This is a genomic window from Janthinobacterium leeuwenhoeki (genome assembly GCF_051380795.1).
In the GTDB taxonomy this organism is placed as follows: Bacteria; Pseudomonadota; Gammaproteobacteria; order Burkholderiales; family Burkholderiaceae_D; genus Janthinobacterium.
The window spans coordinates 33649-55344 of record NZ_JBNYXT010000023.1 but is presented as its reverse complement, the minus strand read 5'-3'; the positions used below and the strand labels follow the sequence as shown (position 1 = coordinate 55344).

The window sequence follows — 21696 nt, the reverse complement described above, 5'->3', positions numbered from 1 at the left end:
GAGCATCATGGACTATCTCTACTACGTATTCGCCATCCTCACCTTCATCGCCGTGGTGCTGCTGATCGAGGGACTGTACCTGGCGTGGAACACCTCGCGCGGGCCGGAAGCGGAAAGGGTGGCGCGCCGCCTGCGCATCATGTCGGCCGGCGCGCATGGCGAGACGGGCAGCTCGATGATCAAGAAGCGCCTGCTGAGCGACACTCCGGCCCTGCAGCGCGTGTTGCTCAGCGTGCCCCGCGTGCATGCGCTCGACCGCCTGCTGGAGCAATCGGGCCTGAGCTGGAGCGTGGCCAGCTTCGCCGGCGTGATGCTGGCCACGGCCGGCGCCGCGTTTTTGCTGCTGAGCTACTTCAGCGTGCCGTGGATATTGCGCCTGCCGCTGGTGGCCGGTGCTGCCCTGCTGCCGCTGCTGCTGGTCTTGCGCGCCAAGGCCAAGCGCCTGCAGCGCATCGAGCAGCAGTTGCCCGATGCGCTCGACCTGATGGCGCGTGCCCTGCGCGCCGGCCACGCCTTCCCCACCGCCCTGAAAATGGTCGGCGATGAAATGAATGCGCCGCTGGCCGTGGAATTTCGCGCCACCTTCGACGAAGTCAATTTCGGCATCGCCATGCAGGACGCCCTGATGAACCTGGCCACGCGCGTGCCAAGCACGGACCTGCGCTACTTCGTCATCGCCGTGCTGATCCAGCGCGAAACGGGCGGCAACCTGGCCGAGCTGCTCGACAGCATCAGCCGCATCATCCGCGAGCGCATCAAGCTGCTGGGACAGGTGCGCGTGCTGTCAGCCGAAGGCAGGCTGTCGGCCTGGATCCTGTCGCTGCTGCCCTTCGGCGCGGCGGCCATGATCCACCTGACCAATCCGCAATTCCTGGAAATGCTGTTCGTCGACCCGGGCGGACGCAAGATGCTCGTCGGCGCCCTGGTGATGATGGTGTGCGGCGTCTTTGTCATGCGCAATATCATCCGCATCCGCGTCTGAGCCCGCAAGGAGAATCCTCATGAATCCCGTCCATTTCGCCTTTCTCGCCCTGCTCTTCATTGCCGTCTTCGGCACCGTGCTGGTGGCCATGCGCAGCTTTGCCCCCGACCCCTTGCGCCAGCGCATGGACAACGCCACCGGCAAGAGCGCGGCAGCGCCTGGCGCACCATCCGCGCCCAGCCCCTGGCTGGCGCGCATGGTACGCCTGAGCGGTCCCCTGGCCAAACTGTCGCTGCCCGACCAGGGCTGGGAAGGCTCCGTGATGCGCCGGCGCTTCATGAATGCCGGCTTGCGCCAGGCGTCGGCGCCCATCCTGTTCTTTTCCGCCAAGACCATGCTGGCCATCGGCTTGCCCCTGCTGCTGTTCCTGGGACTGAGCGCCTCGGGCAGCCAGATGGCGGGCAAAGCTCTCCTGTTCTGGCTGCTGATCGTGGCCGCCATCGGCTACTACCTGCCCAATATTGTCCTGGCGCAAATGATCAAGCGGCGCCAGCGCGATATCTTCGAAAGCTTTCCCGATGCGCTGGACTTGATGACGGTGTGCGTGGAAGCAGGCCTGGCGATGGATGCGGCACTGGCCAGGGTGGCGGCCGAAATCGCCCTGAAAAGCACCGTGCTGGCCGAGGAATTGCATCTGGTGATGCTGGAACTGCGTGCCGGCAACACCAAAGAGCGGGCGCTGCGCAACCTGGCCCTGCGCACGGGCGTCGAGGATGTCGACGCGCTGGTGGCCATGCTGATCCAGGCCGAGCGCTTCGGCACCAGCATCGCCGCCTCGCTGCGCGTGCAGTCGGACCAGCTGCGCACCAAGCGCCGCCAGAGGGCCGAGGAAGAAGCGGCGAAGATCGCCCTCAAGCTGCTGTTCCCGCTGATCTTTTTCATCTTCCCTTCGCTGCTGGTCGTCCTGATGGGACCAGCCTTCCTGCAAATTTACCGCGTGCTCCTGCCCAGCATGGGCAGCGGCAGCTGACCGGAGAACCGCCATGTCACAGCACACCACCATGATGCTTATGCTTGCCTGCGCCGGCCTGCTGCCTGCCTGCGGCCACTTGCCCGGTCCGGCAAGCCAAGGCAGCCATGTTGCGCCGCCCCAGGCGCGCATCGATGACAGCCCCGCCACCCGCACTGCCGCTTTCTGCAAGCTGGGCAAGCGCATGCAGGAGCTGGGCGACCCGCGCGCGGCGCTGGCCGCCTACCGCGAAGCCCTGCTGCTGACGCCGGACTCGGCCGATGCACGCAATGGCGCCGCCGTGCTGCACGCGCAGCTGGGCCAGCTGGAAACGGCGCGCAGCATGCTGCAGGCGCTGGCGCAGGAAGCGCCGACGGCCAGGACGTACAACAATCTCGGTTACGTGCTGTACCTGCAGAGAGAGTATGCCCAGGCGGCGAGCGTGCTGCGCCAGTCGCTGCAGCTCGACAACGGCCAGCAGCCGGCGCGCGCCAACCTGGATCTGGCCATCGCGGCGCTGGCGCGCAGCATCAGCACAGTCGATGTCACCGCGGAGGCCATCGCGCCCGACCTGGCGCCGCAGCCTGCGCCAGCGGCGCCGGCCAGTCGCTTGCAACTGACGCAATTGCAGCCGAATATCTTCGCGCTGAGCTGGCGCGACGCTCCCGTGGCGGCGCACGCCGCCCTGCCGGTCCCGGCAAAAACGGTGGCGCCGCTGCCACGGCTGGAAGTCATCAACGGCAATGGTACAACGGGGATGGCGGCACGCATGCGCGGCATGCTGGGCGGCATGGGCATCAGCGTCCTGCGGCTGGGCAACCAGCGGCCATATGCGGTCCAGGCCAGCAGCATCGTCTACCGCCCCGGCCATGCGCAGGCGGCCGCCACCCTGGCCCTGGCCTTGGGTGGCATGCCGCAGCTGCAGGCGGCGGACGACAGTGGCATCGGCGCGGGCGCCGACCTGCGTTTATTGCTGGGCAAGGATGCGGCAGCCAGCCTGCGCGCGCCGGACGTGCGCCTGGCGTCGAACACGACACCGTGACGGCGGCATCAGCGTGGCAGCAGGCGGCGGTCGGCAGGGTCGAGCAGGAAGCCTTGCAGTATCTCCTGCAGCTGCGGCAGCTTGGCCACGTGAGCAGCAATGCCCAGCTGGCGCGCACCGAAGTAGTGGGCGATGATGTCGCCCTGCTGCTCCATGTTGAAGTCGGACAGGACGCCGCCGGCCTGCGCGTCGTAGCGGTAGGCGCGCTGCCGGATATAGCCGCCGGACAGCGCCAGCAGCACGCCATGCAGCAGCACGCCGTAACCGAGCTGGTACTGCCACACGTGCACCATCTCATGGATGAAGAACAGCTTGCCGCCGTTGCCTTCGCGGGAAAAATCGTCGCGGTACTGGGCCGGCATGAAGTGCAGGCTGCCGCGCGGCGTCATCGCCGTGTTCTGGTCCTGCAAGCCAAACGGTAGAAAGGAGCCGCGCACCACACGCACGCGCGCGTAGTCGATGGCGCCCTGAAAGACGCTGCGGGCCATGGCGGTTTCGCCGATGGTGAGGGGGCGGCGCAAGACTCGCATAATGAGTATGGAATAAAGCACGGCAGGCATAAAAGCCTGCCGAATACTATAACTGCAAGTACCTGACAGAACCGTAGCGAGCGGCAGTGATTTGTGGCTAAGAAGCGCAACCGTACTCTAGTACGGTGAGCATCGCAGGCCGCAAAGCGCGACGCGCAGTAGCTTATGTCAGGTACGACTAGGCGGAGCGCAGGCCGCTGGCTGCTTTCGCAATTTCCGTGATGCGGTCCCAGTTGCCGGCCGCGATCGCGTCTTTCGGCGTCAGCCACGAGCCGCCCACGCAGGCGACGTTCTTGCACGCCAGGAACTGCGACGCCGTCTCTTGCGAGATGCCGCCCGTCGGGCAGAACGTGATGTCCGGCAGCGGGCCGTAGATGGCGTTGAGCATGCCGATGCCGCCCGCCGGCACGGCCGGGAACAGTTTCAGCTGCTGGAAGCCGTTTTCACGCGCCGCCATCACTTCGCCCGGCGTCATCACGCCTGGCAGCAAAGGCAGGCCGCTGCTTTTCGCCGCCGCCACCAGGGCCGACGTCAGGCCTGGCGAGACGCCGAAGACGGCGCCCGCGTCGCGCGCCTGGGCGAATTCCTCGGGACGGGTGAGCGTACCGACGCCGACGATGGCGCCCGGCACGGCCGACATGGCGCGGATTGCTTCCAGGCCGTGCTTGGTACGCAAGGTCACTTCCAGCACGCGGATGCCGCCCGCCACCAGCGCGCGCGCCAGCGGTACGGCGTGTTCAGGATCGTCGATCGCAATCACGGGGATCACGCTCGAAGTGCGCATAATTTCCAGTAGTGTCATGGTCATCTCTTATTTCCTAGCCAAAAAGTCTTCATCGGAACCCGGTACGGTATCACCGACATTGTCGGCGTCGTGCAAGGCGACGGTGGTGGGAATCGGCGACGGCAGGCCGAAGGTGGTGGCACCCTCTTCCGCCGCGCTGACGGTGGAACGGAACATGGAAAACAGCTCGCGGCCCATGCCGACGTGGTTCGGCGACAAATCGGCCGTGACCAGCGAACGGGCGTGCCAGACGTCGGCCGGCACCAGCGCTTCCAATACGCCGGTGAAGGCGTCGAGGCGGATGATGTCGCCGTCGCGCACGAGACCCAGGGGGCCGCCGGCGAGGATTTCAGGCGATACGTGGATGGCGGCCGGCACCTTGCCCGATGCGCCCGACATGCGGCCATCGGTGACCAGCGCCACGTGGCGACCCGCATCCTGCAGGTTGGCCAGCGCTGGCGTCAGCGCATGCAGTTCCGGCATGCCGTTGGCGCGCGGACCCTGGAAGCGCAGCACGGCGACAAAATCGCGGTCCAGCGTGCCGGCCTTGTAGGCGAGCATGAATTCTTCCTGCGAATTGAACACCAGGGCTGGCGCTTCGACCGTGCGGTGCTGCGGCTTGACGGCCGAGACCTTCATCACGGCGCGGCCCAGGTTACCCGCGACCAGGACCATGCCGCCGTCCGGCGCGAACGGGTTTGAGGCCGGGCGCAGCACGTTTTCGTCGGCGCTGGTGGCCGGAGCATCTTTCCAGAAGACCTTGCCGTCTTCAGCGAGGAACGGTTCCATGCAGTGCGCGCGCAAGCCGTGGCCCAGGATGGTGTTGACGTCTTCGTGCAACAAGCCCGCATCCAGCAGTTCGCGGATCAGATAACCGGTGCCGCCGGCCGCGTGGAAATGGTTCACGTCGGCGTCGCCGTTCGGGTAGATGCGCGTAAGCATCGGCACGATGGCCGACAGTTCGTTGAAATCGTTCCAGTCGATAACGATGCCGGCTGCCTTGGCGATCGCCACCAGGTGCAAGGTATGGTTGGTCGAACCGCCCGTGGCCAGCAAGCCCACGACGGCGTTGACGATACATTTCTCGTCGACGATATGGCCGACTGGCAAATAATTGGCGCTTTGCGCCGTGATGACAGCGGCGCGCTGGGCGGCGGCGGCCGTCAGCGCATCGCGCAGCGGGGTGTTCGGCGTGATGAAGGCGGCACCCGGCAAGTGCAGGCCCATCACTTCCATCAGCATCTGGTTGCTGTTCGCAGTACCGTAGAAAGTACAGGTGCCGGCGCCGTGGTAGGCTTTCGATTCGCCTTCGAGCAAGTCTTCACGCGTGGCCTTGCCTTGCGCATACAACTGGCGCACCTTGGCTTTTTCCTGGTTCGACAGGCCCGACGTCATCGGACCGGCCGGCACGAATACGGCGGGCAAGTGGCCGAAGTGCAGCGCGCCGATCAACAGGCCCGGCACGATCTTGTCGCACACGCCCAGGTACAGGGCCGAGTCGAACATATTATGCGACAGCGCCACGGCCGTCGACATGGCGATGGTGTCGCGCGAGAACAGCGACAACTCCATGCCCGGCTGACCTTGCGTCACGCCATCACACATGGCAGGCACGCCGCCGGCGAACTGGGCGACGGCGCCCACTTCGCGCACGGCTTGCTTGATGATCTGCGGGAAGCCTTCGAAGGGCTGGTGCGCCGACAGCATGTCGTTGTACGAGGACACGATGGCCACGGAAGGTTTCTTGTATTCCTTCAGCGACAACTTGTCGTTGGCAGGGAAAGCGGCAAAGCCGTGCGCCAGGTTGGTGCACGACAGGGCGCCGCGCTGCACGCCCTGGATGCGGGCCGCATCCAGATGCGCCAGGTAGGCGCCGCGCGATGGCCGGCTGCGCGCGATGATGCGCGCTGTTACGGATTCGACTACTGGATGCAGCGCCATATGGATTTCCTTAAAAATGAGTATTTCGTGAAATTTTACTACAAAATGGTCGCGCAGAAGCACTCTCGCAGTGGCCAGTGGCAGAAATAATCCATTTTTCCGCGACTTTTCAAGGCAAAACAACAGCGTGCCATGCCTACTCGTCTTGCTTGCCTACATATTGCAGCACGGATAAAACGCTGAAAAAATGCTGAAAATGCTATGCACCTGCACAAACTGTAGTGAAATTACGTTTTTCTGATGTATTATTCTCATACCAACGCCGGATCCGCTGTTCGCCACGACGAACGCGCCGCGCTCCTTTCAACCGAGACAAGCACCCAAGCCGACCGCCATGCGCCAGCCAGCACCTACTCCTGCCATCACCGCCACCGCCAGTTTCCAGTCCCTGCAAGCGCACAGTGCCAGCCTGCGCGAAGTGCATCTGCGCCAGCTGTTTGCGGCCGACCCCGCACGTTTCTCGACGATGACGGTCGATGCGGCCGGCCTGCTGCTCGATTACTCGAAGAACCGGGTCGACGCCACCACCATGGCACTGCTGATGGACCTGGCCCGCGAGCGCGGCGTGGAAGCGCAGCGCGAAGCCATGTTTACGGGCGAGAAAATCAATCTTACCGAACATCGGGCCGTTCTGCATACCGCCTTGCGCGCGCCGCGCGGCACCAGGCTGGTCGTCGATGGCCAGGATATCGATGCCGACGTGCAAGATGTACTGCAGCGAGTGAAGGCGTTTACGGACAAGGTACGCAATGGCAGCTGGCTCGGCTACACGGGCAAGCCCATCTGCGACATCGTCAACATCGGCATCGGCGGCTCGGACCTGGGACCGAAAATGGCCTGCCTGGCGCTGCGCTCCTACGCCAACCCGGGCCTGGAAATGCACTTTGTTTCCAACGTCGACGGGCACGACATGGAAGCGACCCTGTCCAAGGTCGATCCGGAAACCACCCTGTTCATCGTGGCTTCAAAAACCTTCGTGACGGCTGAAACCATGCTCAACGCCAACACGGCGCGCGCCTGGTTCCTGCTGGAAGGCGAAGAAAAGGATCTGGCTCAACATTTTGTGGCCGTTTCGACCAACACGCAAGCCATCGTCGACTTCGGCATTTCGCCAGACAACATGTTCCCGTTCTGGGACTGGGTCGGAGGACGCTATTCCGTCTGGTCCTCGATCGGCTTGGCCGTGGCGCTGTCCGTCGGCTTTGAATACTTCAGCGACTTCCTCGCCGGCGCGCATGCGATGGACCAGCACTTCCGCCAGGCGCCCCTGGAACAGAATATGCCCGTGGTGCTGGCCATGGTGGGTTTCTGGAACCGCCAGTTCCTCGATTGCGGCTCCGTTTCCATCGCGCCGTACCACCAGGACTTGAGCCGCTTTGCCGCCTATCTGCAACAGCTGGACATGGAAAGCAACGGCAAGCGCGTCACCAAGGATGGCCAGCCTGTCGACGTGCCCACCGGTCCCGTCATCTGGGGCGATTGCGGCACGAATGCGCAGCATGCGTATTTCCAGCTGTTGCACCAGGGCACGGACATCACGCCCATCGATTTCATCGCCGCCCTGCGCGCCACGCACGATTTGCCGGGCCACCACGATGCCCTGCTGGCGAACTGCTTCGCCCAGTCGGAAGCCTTCATGACGGGCAAGACGGGCGAGGAAGTGCGCCTGGACTTGCAGGCGCAGGGCTTGCCAGAAAGCGAGATCGAAGCGCTGGTACCGCACAAGACCTTCCCCGGCAACCGCCCCAGCAATACCATTTTGATGGACCAGCTGACCCCGACCACCCTGGGTGCCCTGATCGCGCTGTACGAACACAAGACCTTCGTGCAGGGCGTCTTGTGGAACGTCAACAGTTTTGATCAGTGGGGCGTGGAACTGGGCAAGGTGCTGGCGAAGAAAATCCAGGCCGAACTGACGGGCGAAGCCCGTCCCGACCACCACGACAGCTCGACCAATGGCTTGATTGCCTTGGCAAAGGCCGCAAAAGCCGCATACTAAAAAGAGATAGATGAATATTTACGAAATCAAGGTAGTCAGTGACAAAGCCATGCAAGTGGGCGAATGCCCGCTATGGCATGGCAAGGAAGCGGCCCTGTACTGGGTCGATATCGATGGCCGCGCCGTGCACCGCTTGCACCCGGCCAGCGGCAAGCATGAACAGTGGAGCATGCCGACGGAACCGTCGGCGCTGGCCATCAATGCGGGCGGCGGCCTGATCGTGGCCTTGCGCAGCGGCTTTGCCCACCTCGACACGAAGACAGGCAGCCTGGCGGAAATCGCCCCGGCGCCATTCGACATGGCCACCACGCGCTTCAACGATGGCAAGGTCGACCCGGCAGGCCGCTTCTGGGTCGGCACGATTTTCGAGCCGCGCAGCGCCGATGCGGCGGAAATGTTCGTGCTGGAAAAGGGCAATGTGCGCAAGGTCTGGTCTGGCGGCATGACCGTGTCAAACGGCCTGGGCTTTTCCCCCGACAAGCGCACCATGTACCACTCAGATACCACCACGCACCGCATCGACCGCTTCGACTTCGACGCGGCCACGGGTGCCATTTCCGCGCCGCAGCCGTTCCAGCGTTTTTCCACGGACAAGAAAGCGTTCGATTACGGCGGGCGCCCCGATGGCGCGGCCGTCGACAGCGAAGGCAATTACTGGTCGGCCATGTTTGAAGGCGGCAAGATCTTGCGCTTCGCCCCCGATGGCCACCTGCTGGGCGAAATTACCGTGCCCGTGCGCTGCCCCACCATGGTGACGTTCGGCGGCCCGGACCTGCGCACCCTGTACATCACCAGCGCCAGCCATAACCGCTCGGCCGAGGAAATTGCCAACTACCCGTTGACGGGCCACGTGCTGTCCGTGCGCGTGGACGTGGCGGGCCAACCGGAAACGGCTTACCTGGCGTAATAGTTCCGGGGTCAGACCCGCAATGCCGCCAACTCAGGGGCTTGTGCTGTCGCCCCCGGGGATCTGACCCCAGCTTTTCGACCTTGGGTTGAGATTACCGCGCCAATACTTTACGGATCGTCTCGGCCAGTTCAGCCGCCACAAACTTGGCCACATAACCATCGGCGCCCACGCCCTTGACGTGGTCTTCGTTGGTCGAGCCCGTCAGCGACGAGTGGATCACCACGGGGATATTGGCGAAGCGGCCATCGTTCTTGATGTTGCGCGTCAGGGTAAAGCCATCCATTTCCGGCATTTCCAGGTCGGTCAGCACCAGCGCCACCTTGTCTTTCGCCGTCTTGCCTTCGGTTGCCGCCTGGGCCGAGATGGCCTGCAGGCGCTCCCACGCTTCCTTGCCCGTCTTGGTCATGATGAACGGCACGCCCATCGCTTCGAGGCCCTTTTCGATCAGCGAGCGGGCCAGCGAGGAATCGTCGGCCGCGAGGATCACGGCGCCGGCCGGCAAGCGCACTTGCGGACCGATGCTGTTCTGGTCCACGTCCGGGTCGCCCGACGGCAGCACGTTGCGCAGGATTTGTTCCACGTCCAGCACTTGCGCCAGGCGCGTCTTGTCCGTGTCGCCATCGAGGCGCGCGATACTGGTGACAAGACCGCCACCGACGCTCGATTCGGCCGACAGCACCTGATTCCATTCCAGGCGCACGATTTCATCAACCTCTTCCACGGCAAACGCCTGTGTCGAGCGGGCAAATTCGGTCACCATCAGGATCTTCAAGCCATTGCTCTTGCAGCCGACCGCCATCGGCAAGTCGATCACGGGCACGATCTGGCCACGGATATTGACCACGCCCAGCATATGCGGGTGCGAACCGGCCACCGCCGTAATGGCCGGCATTTCCATGATTTCACGGACTTTGAACACATTGATGCCGAATAGTTCGCGGCTGGTCGAGTGATCACTGGTGCCCAGCTTGAACAGGAACAGTTCGAATTTGTTATTGCCTGTCAGGCTGGTGCGTTCATCGACATCTTGCTGCATTGAATTCATTGTGTCCCCTTGAGCCGTCTTGTAAAGTTAAGTCGCCTGCCCCTGATGCTACGGGCAGTGCGGACTGCACGTCGCATGGACGTCGGATGGCGGGTTCGGGGCATGGCCGGCGCTAGCGGTGCAGTGTGTATCGTACAATTTTGTATAACCAATAGTTGCTATTGATTTCAGCTTGGATTATACGGTTTTTTACTTTCTTCAAAGCTACTTTACGCTGCCAACGGCGATCCTGACAGCATTTCTTGATTTGCTTGTTGCTACAGCGCAAATGATGATAGAGAGAATCGAAAATTTCCCTGGCAACCATGGTTGCTTTGAAAAGCCCCGTGCAAAGCGTGACGGCGTACCCGCGCCAGCGAACGGCATATAATGGCCATGCCGGCGGCACTGGCAGGCATACGGGGCAAAATGGCGACGGCGAGGGATGGAATGTAGTAAAATTTCTTGCAATTGCCTGTTCTACGTAGTAAATTTACACCACCGATTATAGTAGCGACAGACTGGCACTTCCGGTCGGCTTCCTCCCCGCTCCGGCCCTTTTACTTTTGCGACGACACTCACTTATGGCACTTACCGATTTTGACCTGGTCCTGTTTGGCGGCAGCGGCGATTTAGCAATGCGCAAGTTGCTGCCTGCAATGTATGCGCGCGACGTCGCGAACGATTTGCCGCCGACGGCGCGCATCATCTGTGTGGGCCGCCAGGACAGCGGCCAGGATGCCTTCCTGAAGATGGTGGAGAGCAACTCGCGCCCCCACATCAAGGCCAGCACCCTGAATGCCGCCACCTGGAGCAAATTCTGCGCGCGCATCGTGTATGTGTCGCTCAACGCCAGCGATGCGGCCACGTACGCGCCGCTGGTCGAAGCGCTGCGCGGCGACGCCGACCTGACGCGCGTGTACTACCTGGCGACGCCGCCGCATCTGTTCGCCCTCATCTGCGACAACCTGGAAGACAATGGCCTGGTCACGCCGAATTCGCGCGTGGTGCTGGAAAAACCGCTGGGCCGCGACCTGGCCAGCGCCAAGCAGATCAATGCCGAAGTGGGCAAGGTCTTCCAGGAATCGCAGATCTACCGTATCGACCATTACCTGGGCAAGGAAACCGTGCAGAACTTGCTGGCCCTGCGCTTCGGCAATATCCTGTTCGAGCCGCTGTGGCGCCGCGAATGGATTTCCGACGTGCAGATCACCATCGCCGAAAAGCTGGGCGTGGGCAACCGCATGGGTTACTACGATACCTCGGGCGCGCTGCGCGACATGCTGCAGAATCATTTGCTGCAACTGCTGTGCATCGTCGCCATGGAACCGCCAACGTCGATCGCGCCGGACGCCGTGCGCGATGAAAAACTGCAAGTGTTGCGTTCGCTGAAAAAATTCACGCCCACCACCCTGGCGCAAAACATCGTGCGCGGCCAGTACCGCGCCGGCCACGTCGACGGCGTCACCGTGCCGAGCTACCGCGACGAGCCGGATGCGCCCGAGCATTCGCGCACCGAAACCTTTGTCGCGCTGAAGGCGGAAATCGACACCTGGCGCTGGGCCGGCGTGCCGTTCTACCTGCGCACGGGCAAGCGCATGGCCGACAGCCTGGCCGAGATCGTCGTGCGCTTCAAGCAGATTCCGCATTCGATCTTCAACCAGCCCACGTCCAGCTTCCAGCCGAACTGTCTGGTGATCCGTTTGCAGCCGGACGAAGGCTTGCGCATGAACCTGATGGCAAAAACCCCGGGCGACGGCATGCGCTTGAAACCGGCGGAACTGGAACTCGATTTCCGCGAATCGTTCAAGACCCCGCGCATGGACGCCTACGAGCGCCTGCTGCTCGACGTCCTGCGCGGCCAGCTGACCCTATTCATGCGCGGCGACGAACTGGAAGCGGCCTGGGAATGGGTCGAGCCGATTCTCGACCACTGGGAACAGAACGACAGCGCGCCGATTCCGTACACGGCCGGCACCTGGGGCCCCGCGGCCGCCAGCGCCCTGATCGGCCGCGATGGCTTGCAGTGGCGTGAAGAAGCGCTTCCTGAAGACTAGTTTGGAAGCGCAAGGAGTCTGGCCTTGCAAGGCCAGACCGTTACGCAGGCGTGGAGCGGTGCTCCACGAAACCCCTGCTCCACCCCTGCCGGAAGACTGAAGCCGTTAAGATTTGGCTTAACCCTGAACGGCGAAATACTGGGGTCGGACCCTGAGGGTCCGACCCCGGAACTTTGCTTTTGGGGCAACAAGGACGCTAACTTACGGCATTACTGCCAGAAGATTAATCAATGCTACTCGACTCCATCCGCACCCAGCTCGATTCGCTCTCCAAGTCGGAGAAGAAGGTCGCGCTGGCCGTGCTTGACCAGCCGAACCAGACGGTCAGCCAGAACATCACGGCGCTGGCGAAAAGCGCGCAGGTCTCGGAGCCGACCGTGGTGCGCTTTTGCCGCACGCTGGGCTACGACGGCTGGCATGAATTCAAGCTGAAGCTGGCGCAGGGCCTGGCCCTGGCCATGCCGGGCGCGAACGAGCAGCCGGCGCAGGACGACCTGGCGGCCGACCTGGTGAATAAAATCTGCAGCCGTTCGATCAACACCCTGCTCGACCTGCGCAACAACCTGAACCCGGAAGCGATCCAGCGCGCGCTCGACATCCTGTCGCGCGCCAGCAAGATCGAATTCTATGGCCAGGGCACGTCGGGCATCGTGGCGGCCGACGCGCAGCACAAGTTCTTCCGTTCGGGCGTACCGACAGTGGCCTACAGCGATCCGAACATCCACAGCATCGCGGCAGCCCTGCTGCGCGGCGGCGACTGCCTGGTGGCCATCTCGCAGCGCGGCAACAGCCCCGCCCTCGTGCGCTCTGTAAAACTGGCGCGCCGCGGCGGCGCCGACGTCGTCGTACTGGCCCCATCGGGCACGCCGCTGGCCGACCTGGCGACCGTGCTGATCCCGATCGACCTGGTCTTCAACACCGACCCCTACACCCCGATTTCCGCCCGCCTGGCCTACCTGGTGGTGATCGACGTGCTGGCCGTGGGCCTGGCCCTGCAACGGGGCCCGGAGTTCCGCAAGAAGATGCAAAATGCGCAGAAGGCGCTGCAGGAATTCGACATGCAGTTCGATTCCTTCATCGGCTAGGTAACAGAAATCCGGGGTCAGACCCGCCGGGTCTGACCCCAGCCCTCAATTTTGGGTTCCTACCACTGCATTTCTTCCGCAGCAAAAGGACTGAACCACGCCCCTGATTATGTACAATACCCCGGCAAGCCCATTCACTCTTTCCCGTGCAGCCATGAACCAACTCGAACAACTGAAGCAATTTACTACCGTGGTGGCCGACACCGGCGACTTCCAATCGATCCAGGCTTACACGCCGCGCGATGCGACGACGAATCCGTCGCTGATCCTGAAGGCTGTGCAAAAGGATGAATACAAGCCGCTGCTGGAAAAAGCCGTGCGCGACCATCCGCATGCCTCCACCGCCGAAATCATCGACCGCCTGCTGATCGCGTTTGGCGTGGAAATCCTGCAAACCATCCCCGGCCGCGTCTCCACCGAGGTCGATGCGCGCCTGTCGTTCGACACGGAAGGCACGGTGGCCAAGGGGCGCGACCTGATCGCCCTGTATTCGAACGCCGGCATTGCCCGCGAGCGCGTGCTGATCAAGATCGCCTCCACCTGGGAAGGCATCCGCGCCGCCGCCATCCTGGAAAAGGAAGGCATCCGCTGCAATATGACCCTGCTGTTCTCGCTGGCCCAGGCCATCGCTTGCGCCGAAGCGGGCGCGCAGCTCATTTCTCCGTTCGTCGGCCGCATCTACGACTGGTACAAGAAATCGACGGGTATCGACTACGTGGGCGCGGAAGACCCGGGCGTGCAATCGGTACGCCGCATCTACAATTACTACCGCAAGTTCGGCTACAAGACCGAGGTGATGGGCGCGAGCTTCCGCAATACGTCGCAAATTCTCGAACTGGCCGGCTGCGACCTGCTCACCATCAGCCCCGACCTGCTGCAAAAGCTGGCCGACAGCAACGCGCCGGTGGAGCGCAAGCTGAGCGCCGAAGCGGCGCCATCGACCAACATCGTGCAAATGTCGTTGAACGAAGAAGCCTTCCGCTTCATGATGAATGAAGACGCGATGGCGACGGAAAAACTGGCCGAAGGCATCCGCGCCTTCTGCGTCGATTCCGGCAAGCTGAAACAGATGATCTCGGCACTGCGCTAATCACGACGGGCGTAAAAAAAGCGGCGTCCGTGCAGTGCACGGCGCCGCTTTTTTCATGCCCGCGTGATCAAGAACAACGGAATGTGGCCACGCCCTGGTAATTGGCGCCATTTGCCAGTTGCGCCCTGTAAGCGGCGATCAGCAGATAGCGGCCAGCGCCGCCGTCGCCCAGCATCAGCTGCGCGCCCGTGCCATTCGACAGGTAGCCACCGGTGATGCTGCTCGACGCGGCCGATGCCATGGTCGTCGAAGCAGTTACTTTACCCGTGCTGCCGCCTGCGCTGGCGTCGATGGTCAGCGCAATTTTGGCGCCGGAGGCATCGAAGGACATGCTGGCATTGCCGCTGACGGTACCAAAGTAAGCGGTCGACGAGACGCTGCTGCCGCCCGTATAGCTTGGCGCCGTGAACGTGCCTGCATCGCAGGTGAATGTGCCGGTCGCTGGCAGTGCGGCGAGCACGTTATAGGCGACGTAATGCGCGCTGGCATTGTTGCCGCTCAACGTCGTAGCGCCGGAGCTGTTGCTGAACGCGCCCTTGAACCAGCGTCCCTGCGCAAAGGCCGCGTCACCGCTGATTTCACGCGTCACGGACGGGTTGCCCGTCAGAACGATACTGCCGATAGTGCTCAAGGCGCCGGAGGTATCCTGCACCAGCGTGCTGGCCTTGCCATTGCCCTGCAAGCCGATCGACGTAAAGACGTAGCGGCTGTTGTCGCCATTAACGAAACGGGCGCTGACGCTGCCTGTGTTTTCGCCGGTGGCGGCCGGCACGGCGGGAACGACGGGAACGACGGGCGCCACCGGATCAGCAGGCTTGACCGTATTCACGGCAACGGCCGAGTCGGATGGGGAAGAAGAACCGCCGCCACCGCAAGCGGCGAGCGAAGCGGCGATCAGGGTCAGAACAAAAGCGTGATTCAGTTGCATACGATTCCAATAAAAAAGGCAAGACATAAGGAATCCTTGGCACATGCCAAAAATTCAACGTCCTATATTATGCAACATTTCTCAATGGAATGGTTGCCCTAAAGAAATTTATTAATACTAACAATGTGACGATGGCGAGTGCGATTGCGTCGTGGCGCCACGCTGGCGGTAAAATACCTGGCTACAGGCCGCCAGCGACTAATCATGCAATCACCGATCACCATCCGCCTGGGCCGCCGCGCCCGCGCCCGCATCGCCGACAACGGCTTGCGCGCGCTTGACGTCGCCATCGTCCCTGCCGCCGCAGGCGGACCGAAAGGCTTGATCCTGCACCAGCTCGATTGCTGGCTGTTCGGCGACTTCCTGGCGCAGGCGCCGCGCCCGCGCCACTTCGTCGGCGCCTCGATCGGTGCCTGGCGCATGGCCGCCGCCGTGTTTTCCGACCCGGTGGCAGCGCAGCGCCGTCTCGTGCGCGAATACGTGAGCCAGCGCTATCCCGACAAGCCCGAGGCGGCGCACGTCAGCCGCACCTGCCGCGCCCTGCTCGACGCCGTCCTCGATGGCCAGGATGCACAGCTGCTGCGGCACGAACGCCATAGCCTGTCGGTGCTGGCCGTGCGCGGCATCGGCGCGCTGGCCCAGCCGGGCAAATGGCGCGACCGGCGCGGCTTCCTGCTGGCGGCCGCCGGCAACGCCGTGGCGCGCGCGCGCCTGGCCGCCTCGCTGGAACGCGCGGTGTTCCATGCCGGGCCGGACGGCGCCAGCTGGCTGCGCTCGCGCTTCGACGCCTTTCATTCGCATTTCGTGCCGCTGGCGCAAGAGAACCTGCGCGACGCGCTGCTGGCCTCCGGCTCCATCCCGCTGCTGCTCGACGCCGTGACGGACATCGCCGGCGCGCCGTCCGGGCGCTACTGGGACGGCGGCCTGGTCGACTATCATCTGCACCTGCCTTACCAGCGCGAACCGGACCTGGTGCTGTACCCGCATTTTGCCGACCACATCGTGCCGGGCTGGCTGGACAAGGCCATGCCCTGGCGCCGCGCGCGCAGCGGCGATAGCGCACTCGACAACATGATCCTCGTCTCGCCTTCGCCCGCCTTCGTGGCCAGTCTGCCCAACGGCAAACTGCCGGACCGGCGCGACTTCCCCCATTACGGGCAAGACCACGCGGCGCGCATGCGCGACTGGCGCCGCGCCATCGCGGAAAGCGAGCGCATGGCGGCCGCCTTCGCCCGCTGGGCAGAGCAGCCGGACCTGCGCCAGGCGCTCGACCTGTAGCACGGGCGTGGCTGCAACAGTCACCAAAACAGGCAGTTTTTCGCTTACCTATTGGTCACTTCTCAGTGCATACTATGTCGCACAGGCAATCTTCAACCCCTCTGCGACAGGAGTTATGACCATGCACGCTCTCTCCCACCTTCGTATCGGCACGCGCCTGGCTGCAGGCTTCGCGCTGGTGCTGCTGCTGTCCGCGGTCTCCACCTCGTACGCGCTGTACAGCGCCCACGTGAATGCCGAAGCGACGCGGCAAATGATGGAAAAACCGTTGGCCAAGGAACGCCTCGTATCGGACTGGTACGTGCTGATTTACTCGGCCATCGCGCGCACCTCGATGATCGCCAAAAGCACGGATGAAACCCTGTCTAACGTGTTTGCCGACACCATCGCCGACAGCACGAAACAGGGCAGCGAACTGCTGAAGAAAATCGAAACCCTGCTCGACAGCGATGCAGAAAAAGCCATCTTCAAGGCGTCCATTGCCGAGCGCGTCAAGTACCAGGATGCCAAGACCCTGGTGATGAATGCGCGCAAGGCCGGCGACGCGGCGCAGGCGGAAAGCATCTACCGCGACAGCTTCGCGCCCGCCGCCACCAACTACCAGAACAACGTCAAGGCCCTGCTGTCGCAGCAGCGCCAGGCCATCGACGCCACGGCGCAAGCGATCGAGGCGGCCAACGGGCGCAGCTTCACCCTGCTGCTGACCTTGTGCGCGCTGGTGGTGGCGCTGGGCAGCGTCTGCGCCTGGCTGATCACGCGCTCGATCACGCAGCCATTGAAGGCCGCCGTGAAGGTGGCCGAAACCGTGGCAGACGGCGACTTGCGCACGCATTTCGGCACGCCTGCCAGCGATGAAATCGGCGACTTGATGCGCGCACTGCACGGCATGAACGAGGCACTGCGCAAGGTGGTGTCGGAAGTGCAGACGGGCACCAATGCGATTGCCACGGCGTCGGGCGAAATCGCCGCCGGCAATCAGGATCTGTCGGCGCGCACGGAACAGCAGGCCAGCTCGCTGGAAGAGACGGCGTCGTCGATGGAAGAACTGACCAGCACCGTCAAGCAAAATGCGGACAATGCACGCCAGGCCAATCAGATGGCGGTGGCCGCGTCAGGCGTGGCCGAACGGGGCGGCAGCATCGTCAGCCAGGTGGTCGACACCATGGGCGCCATCGATACGGCGTCGACGAAAATCGTCGATATCATCGGCGTCATCGATGGCATCGCCTTCCAGACGAATATCCTGGCCTTGAACGCGGCCGTCGAAGCGGCCAGGGCCGGCGAGCAGGGGCGCGGCTTTGCCGTCGTCGCCACGGAAGTGCGCAGCCTGGCGCAACGCTCAGCCGCGGCGGCGCGCGAAATCAAGACCCTGATCGGCGACTCGGTGGAACAGGTCAACAACGGCACGCGGCTGGTGCAACAAGCCGGCAGCACCATGGGCGAAGTGGTCGACAGCGTGCGCCGCGTCACCGACATCATGGCCGAGATCACTGCCGCCAGTGCCGAGCAAAGCCTGGGCATCGACCAGGTCAACCAGGCCATCGCGCAGATGGACCAGGTGACGCAGCAGAATGCAGCCCTGGTGGAAGAGGCGGCGGCAGCGGCCGAAAGCATGCAGGACCAGGCCGCGCGCCTGGCGCAAGTGGCGGCCGGCTTCCAGCTCGAACACATGGCTACGGCAGCGCCGGTGCGCGCCGCGCGGCCGGTGCACACCCAGCTGGCCAAGCCGGCTGCCAGGAGCGTCACCGCCAGGCAGCCGGGCATCGCGGCCAGCAGCGCGCCTTCTGCACGCAAGCCCCAGGCGAACCTGGCTGGCGAGCAGGATTGGGAAGAGTTTTAAGACTGGCAACTGGGCCCGTCAAAAGGGTTTGACAGCGCCGTGGCGCGCGAGGATACTTGTTTCAGGTGGCAGGGTGCACCACCGGCAACAATATGTGTTGCGCCTGACATAGTTCTGCGGGAGCACGAACATGAAATGTATCCGCGGCATCAGCGAACAGCTGCGCCAGGTTCTCCTGCGCCCCTTGCTCCTGTGTGCAGCCCTTGCCGGCTGCGCCACGGCGCCCGCCACCCCGCCTCCGCCCGACCTGTTCAACGATGCCAGCTTTGCCGCGCCCACCGTGCCGGTCGAGCCGCAGCAGGCGTTTGCCGTGAGTGAGGCCATGCACCGTTATGTACGCATCGATATCGCCCGCGAGGCACGCGGCAAGAATCCCCGCCGCGCGCTCGCCGATGCTCTGGGTAAAAGGGCCGGGCTGCAGCTGGAATATGATGCCGCCATGACGCGCACGGCGGCGCAGGCGTTCGATGCCCGCAGCGGCAATTGCCTGTCGCTGGTGCTGATGACGGCCGCGCTGGCCAAGGAAATGGGGCTGGCAGTACGCTACCAGAGCGTGCTGGGGGAAAACAGCTGGAGCCGCAGCGGCGACATGTATTTTGTCGCCGGCCACGTCAACCTGGTGCTGGGCCGAAAGCTGGCGCAGAACAGCGACAGCTATGACGCCGATGCGGAACTGCTGATCGATTTCCTGCCGGCCCAGGATCTGACGGGGCAGCGCACGCGCACGGTCAGCGAGGCAACCATCCTGGCCATGTACCTCAATAACCGCGCCGCCGAAACCATGGCCAGCGGCGAGCTCGATCAAGCCTACTGGTATGCCCGCGCCGCCATCCTGCAAGACCCCACGTTTGTCGGCGCCTTCAATACCCTGGGCATCATCCAGCTGCGCCACGGCGACATCGAGCCGGCGCGCCGCACGCTCGCTTACGCACTGGAACGCTCGCCATCGAACACCGTGTTGCTGTCGAACCTGGCGCAGGCACTCGACGGCCTGGGACGCGCAGATGAAGCGCAGCTGCTGCGGCGCAAATTGCTGGCCCTGCAGCCAGAACCGCCCTTCCACTTTTTCAAGCTGGGCCAGCGCGCCATGGACGCCGCCGACTATCAGGAAGCGGCGCGCCTGTTCAAGCGCGAGATCGCGCGCGATCCCTATTATCATGAATTCCACTTCTGGCTGGCGCAGGCGTATGCGCGCATGGGCCAGCTGGCGCAGGCTGGACGCCAGCTGGAACTGGCGATGGACAACAGCACCACGCGCAGCGACCATGGCCTGTACGCGGCCAAGCTGCAGCGCCTGCGCGCCGCCACCGCGTATTAATCTTCCAAAAACATCTGCTGCAGGTCATTCAGGAAGCACAATCCCCGTTCCGTCGGACGGATGACCTGGTGGTCGCGGTACAGCAAGCCTTTCGCTTCGGCCGCGTTGAGCGGCTGCTCGATGGCGTTGATGGCCAGGCCCGTGCGCTCGGCGAACAGGTTCGGCGAAAAACCCTGCGTCAGGCGCAGGGTATTGAGCATGAATTCAAAACCCATTTCCTCGCGCGCCAGTTCGCGCTCTTCCTGCACCGGCTTACCTGCCAGTACCGCGTCCATATAGGCGCGCGGCTGCTTGTAGCGGGCCTGGCGCAGCACGCGGTGCGGGAACGAAATCTTCGAGTGAGCACCCGCACCGATGCCCAGATAGTCGCCGAATTCCCAGTAATTGCGGTTGTGCCTGGCCTGGCGGCCCGGCTGCGCATAGGCCGACACTTCGTAGCGGCCGTAGCCGACCTGCGCCGCGCGCGCGGCCACCATGTCGGCGATGTCGGCGCTCTCGTCGTCGTCCGGCAGCACCGGCGGATACTTGGCGAACAGGGTGTTTGGTTCGAGCGTCAGGTGGTACAGCGACAAATGCGGCGGCGCGAACGACAGCGCCGTTTCCAGGTCCTGCTGCGCCTCGGCCAGGGTTTGCGTGGGCAGCGCGTACATCAGGTCGAGATTGAAATTGTCGAAATTGGCGTGCGCGATGTCCACCGCGCGGCGCGCCTCGTTGTCGTCGTGGATGCGGCCCAGCGCCTGCAAATGGCGGCCATTGAAGCTCTGGATGCCGATCGACAGGCGGTTGATGCCGCTGGCCCGGTAGGACTTGAACTTTTCCGCTTCAAAGGTGCCCGGATTGGCTTCCATGGTGATTTCGCAGTCGGGCTCCAGGGGCAGCAAGGTACGCACGTCCGACATCAGCCGGTCCAGCCCCGCCGCAGACATCAGGCTGGGCGTGCCGCCGCCGATGAAGATGGTGTGGATCTTGCGGCCCCAGATCAGCGGCAGCGCCATTTCCAGGTCCAGCCGCAGGGCGGCCAGGTACTCCGCTTCCGGCAAGTCGCCGCGCACCTCGTGCGAATTGAAATCGCAATACGGGCATTTTTTCACGCACCACGGGAAATGGATGTACAGCGACAGCGGCGGCAGGGCCGCCAGGTTCAGCGCGCCCGGCTGCAGGTATTTCAGGGCCGCCCCGGCGGCGCCGGAAATGCCTTCCTGCGGCACGGGAGCGGGGCCGGGCTTGGCGGCCGACTTGGCGACGGCGCCCACCAGTTTGATAGGGATCATCGCAGCTTTTCCACCAGCGCGCGCAGGGCCTGGCCACGGTGCGACAGCGCGTTCTTTTCGTCGGACGTCAGTTCGGCCGCGCACTTGCCCAGCGCGGGAATAAAGAAATGCGGATCGTAGCCAAAGCCCCCGTTGCCGCGCGGCGTGGCGATCATTTCGCCATTCCAGCGGCCGTCGGCGATCACCGGCTGCGGGTCGTCCGCATGGCGCACATACACCAGCACGCAGTAGTAATACGCGGACTTGTCGGCATGCGCTTCCAGGTCGGCGATCAGCCTGGCGCTGTTGGCGGCGTCCGATTTCGGTTCGCCCGCATAACGGGCCGAATACACGCCCGGCGCGCCGCCGAGCGCATTGACGCACACGCCGGAATCGTCGGCCAGCGCCGGCAAGCCCGTCAGGCGCGATGCGTGGCGCGCCTTTTGCAGGGCGTTTTCAACGAAGGTGTGAAATGGTTCGTCGCTTTCCGGCACGGCATACTCGCCCTGGGCGTGGACGGAAAAACCGATGGTCGAGAGCAGCTCGTTGAATTCCTTGAGCTTGCCGGCGTTATTCGAGGCGAGGATGAGGCGTTGGGTCATGTCAGTAGTCCGGTTGAAGTGCCGACATTGTAAACCTTTTGCGCTCCCCTCACCTTGGCCCAGCGCCGCGCTGAACGGCGGCAAATG

At 63.6% G+C, this 21696-nt stretch carries 18 protein-coding genes; 11 read left to right on the top strand and 7 right to left on the bottom strand.

Annotation, left to right across the window (positions count from 1 at the left end):
* The first annotated feature begins 7 nt into the window (after positions 1 to 7).
* From ACQ4WS_RS17570 to ACQ4WS_RS17560, 3 genes are read left to right on the top strand one after another with little or no spacing between them, the layout of a single operon-like run.
* Positions 8 to 982: a type II secretion system F family protein gene (locus ACQ4WS_RS17570; protein ID WP_436478296.1), complete on the top strand. Its 975-nt coding sequence runs from the start codon at positions 8 to 10 to the stop codon at positions 980 to 982.
* A 19-nt stretch (positions 983 to 1001) separates the two neighbouring features.
* A complete protein-coding gene (locus ACQ4WS_RS17565; RefSeq protein WP_436478294.1) occupies positions 1002 to 1952 on the top strand; it encodes a type II secretion system F family protein in 951 nt (316 codons plus the stop codon).
* 13 nt (positions 1953 to 1965) lie between these two features.
* Entirely contained in the window at positions 1966 to 2973 is a 1008-nt protein-coding gene (locus ACQ4WS_RS17560; RefSeq protein WP_436478292.1) for a LytR C-terminal domain-containing protein, read from the top strand.
* An 8-nt stretch (positions 2974 to 2981) separates the two neighbouring features.
* On the opposite strand, the gene ACQ4WS_RS17555 is transcribed toward ACQ4WS_RS17560, so the two are convergent.
* The 3 genes from ACQ4WS_RS17555 to edd all read right to left on the bottom strand — a co-directional run bounded on the left by ACQ4WS_RS17555 (position 2982) and on the right by edd (position 6228).
* The gene (locus ACQ4WS_RS17555; protein WP_436478290.1) at positions 2982 to 3494 is read right to left on the bottom strand and encodes a Rhs element Vgr protein; all 513 of its coding nucleotides are present in this window, start codon (positions 3492 to 3494) and stop codon (positions 2982 to 2984) included.
* 187 nt (positions 3495 to 3681) lie between these two features.
* Positions 3682 to 4311, bottom strand: coding sequence for a bifunctional 4-hydroxy-2-oxoglutarate aldolase/2-dehydro-3-deoxy-phosphogluconate aldolase (eda, locus tag ACQ4WS_RS17550; protein ID WP_070260457.1), 630 nt, complete (start codon positions 4309 to 4311; stop codon positions 3682 to 3684).
* 3 nt (positions 4312 to 4314) lie between these two features.
* Positions 4315 to 6228: a phosphogluconate dehydratase gene (edd, locus tag ACQ4WS_RS17545; RefSeq protein ID WP_436478288.1), complete on the bottom strand. Its 1914-nt coding sequence runs from the start codon at positions 6226 to 6228 to the stop codon at positions 4315 to 4317.
* A 334-nt stretch (positions 6229 to 6562) separates the two neighbouring features.
* Here edd and pgi point away from each other — a divergent pair, with 334 nt between their 5' ends.
* Together pgi and ACQ4WS_RS17535 are read left to right on the top strand one after the other, a co-directional pair.
* Entirely contained in the window at positions 6563 to 8227 is a 1665-nt protein-coding gene (gene pgi, locus ACQ4WS_RS17540) for a glucose-6-phosphate isomerase (RefSeq protein ID WP_436478286.1), read from the top strand.
* A gap of 10 nt (positions 8228 to 8237) precedes the next feature.
* The gene (locus ACQ4WS_RS17535) at positions 8238 to 9134 is read left to right on the top strand and encodes an SMP-30/gluconolactonase/LRE family protein (RefSeq protein ID WP_436478284.1); all 897 of its coding nucleotides are present in this window, start codon (positions 8238 to 8240) and stop codon (positions 9132 to 9134) included.
* Between the two features lie 94 nt (positions 9135 to 9228).
* Here the strand turns inward: ACQ4WS_RS17535 and ACQ4WS_RS17530 are convergent, their stop codons facing one another.
* Entirely contained in the window at positions 9229 to 10182 is a 954-nt protein-coding gene (locus tag ACQ4WS_RS17530) for a chemotaxis protein (protein ID WP_436478282.1), read from the bottom strand.
* A 563-nt stretch (positions 10183 to 10745) separates the two neighbouring features.
* Between ACQ4WS_RS17530 and zwf the strand changes: the two genes are divergently transcribed.
* From zwf to tal, 3 genes are all read left to right on the top strand, one after another.
* Positions 10746 to 12218 (top strand): glucose-6-phosphate dehydrogenase, encoded by a 1473-nt coding sequence (gene zwf / locus ACQ4WS_RS17525; protein ID WP_436478280.1) that lies wholly within the window; start codon positions 10746 to 10748, stop codon positions 12216 to 12218.
* 230 nt (positions 12219 to 12448) lie between these two features.
* Positions 12449 to 13303, top strand: a complete 855-nt coding sequence (locus tag ACQ4WS_RS17520; protein WP_034750862.1) for an SIS domain-containing protein — start codon at positions 12449 to 12451, stop codon at positions 13301 to 13303.
* 154 nt (positions 13304 to 13457) lie between these two features.
* A complete protein-coding gene (gene tal / locus ACQ4WS_RS17515) occupies positions 13458 to 14393 on the top strand; it encodes a transaldolase (protein ID WP_436478277.1) in 936 nt (311 codons plus the stop codon).
* A 67-nt stretch (positions 14394 to 14460) separates the two neighbouring features.
* On the opposite strand, the gene ACQ4WS_RS17510 is transcribed toward tal, so the two are convergent.
* Positions 14461 to 15321 (bottom strand): hypothetical protein, encoded by an 861-nt coding sequence (locus ACQ4WS_RS17510; protein ID WP_436478276.1) that lies wholly within the window; start codon positions 15319 to 15321, stop codon positions 14461 to 14463.
* A gap of 204 nt (positions 15322 to 15525) precedes the next feature.
* On the opposite strand from ACQ4WS_RS17510, the gene ACQ4WS_RS17505 reads away from it, so the two are divergent.
* From ACQ4WS_RS17505 to ACQ4WS_RS17495, 3 genes are all read left to right on the top strand, one after another.
* Positions 15526 to 16599, top strand: a complete 1074-nt coding sequence (locus ACQ4WS_RS17505; protein WP_436478275.1) for a patatin-like phospholipase family protein — start codon at positions 15526 to 15528, stop codon at positions 16597 to 16599.
* A gap of 121 nt (positions 16600 to 16720) precedes the next feature.
* Complete coding sequence (locus tag ACQ4WS_RS17500; RefSeq protein ID WP_436478273.1) at positions 16721 to 18439, top strand: methyl-accepting chemotaxis protein; 1719 nt, start codon at positions 16721 to 16723, stop codon at positions 18437 to 18439.
* Positions 18440 to 18569: 130 nt separating this feature from the next.
* On the top strand, positions 18570 to 19757 hold the full coding sequence (locus ACQ4WS_RS17495; RefSeq protein ID WP_436478271.1) for a tetratricopeptide repeat protein: 1188 nt from the start codon (positions 18570 to 18572) through the stop codon (positions 19755 to 19757).
* On the opposite strand, the gene hemW is transcribed toward ACQ4WS_RS17495, so the two are convergent.
* Both hemW and rdgB read right to left on the bottom strand, forming a co-directional pair.
* Positions 19754 to 21028: a radical SAM family heme chaperone HemW gene (gene hemW, locus ACQ4WS_RS17490; RefSeq protein ID WP_436478269.1), complete on the bottom strand. Its 1275-nt coding sequence runs from the start codon at positions 21026 to 21028 to the stop codon at positions 19754 to 19756. The two genes, ACQ4WS_RS17495 and hemW, sit on opposite strands and share 4 nt — an antisense overlap.
* The gene (rdgB, locus tag ACQ4WS_RS17485; protein WP_425253697.1) at positions 21025 to 21609 is read right to left on the bottom strand and encodes an RdgB/HAM1 family non-canonical purine NTP pyrophosphatase; all 585 of its coding nucleotides are present in this window, start codon (positions 21607 to 21609) and stop codon (positions 21025 to 21027) included. The genes hemW and rdgB overlap by 4 nt, the downstream gene beginning before the upstream one ends.
* Positions 21610 to 21696: the final 87 nt, after the last annotated feature.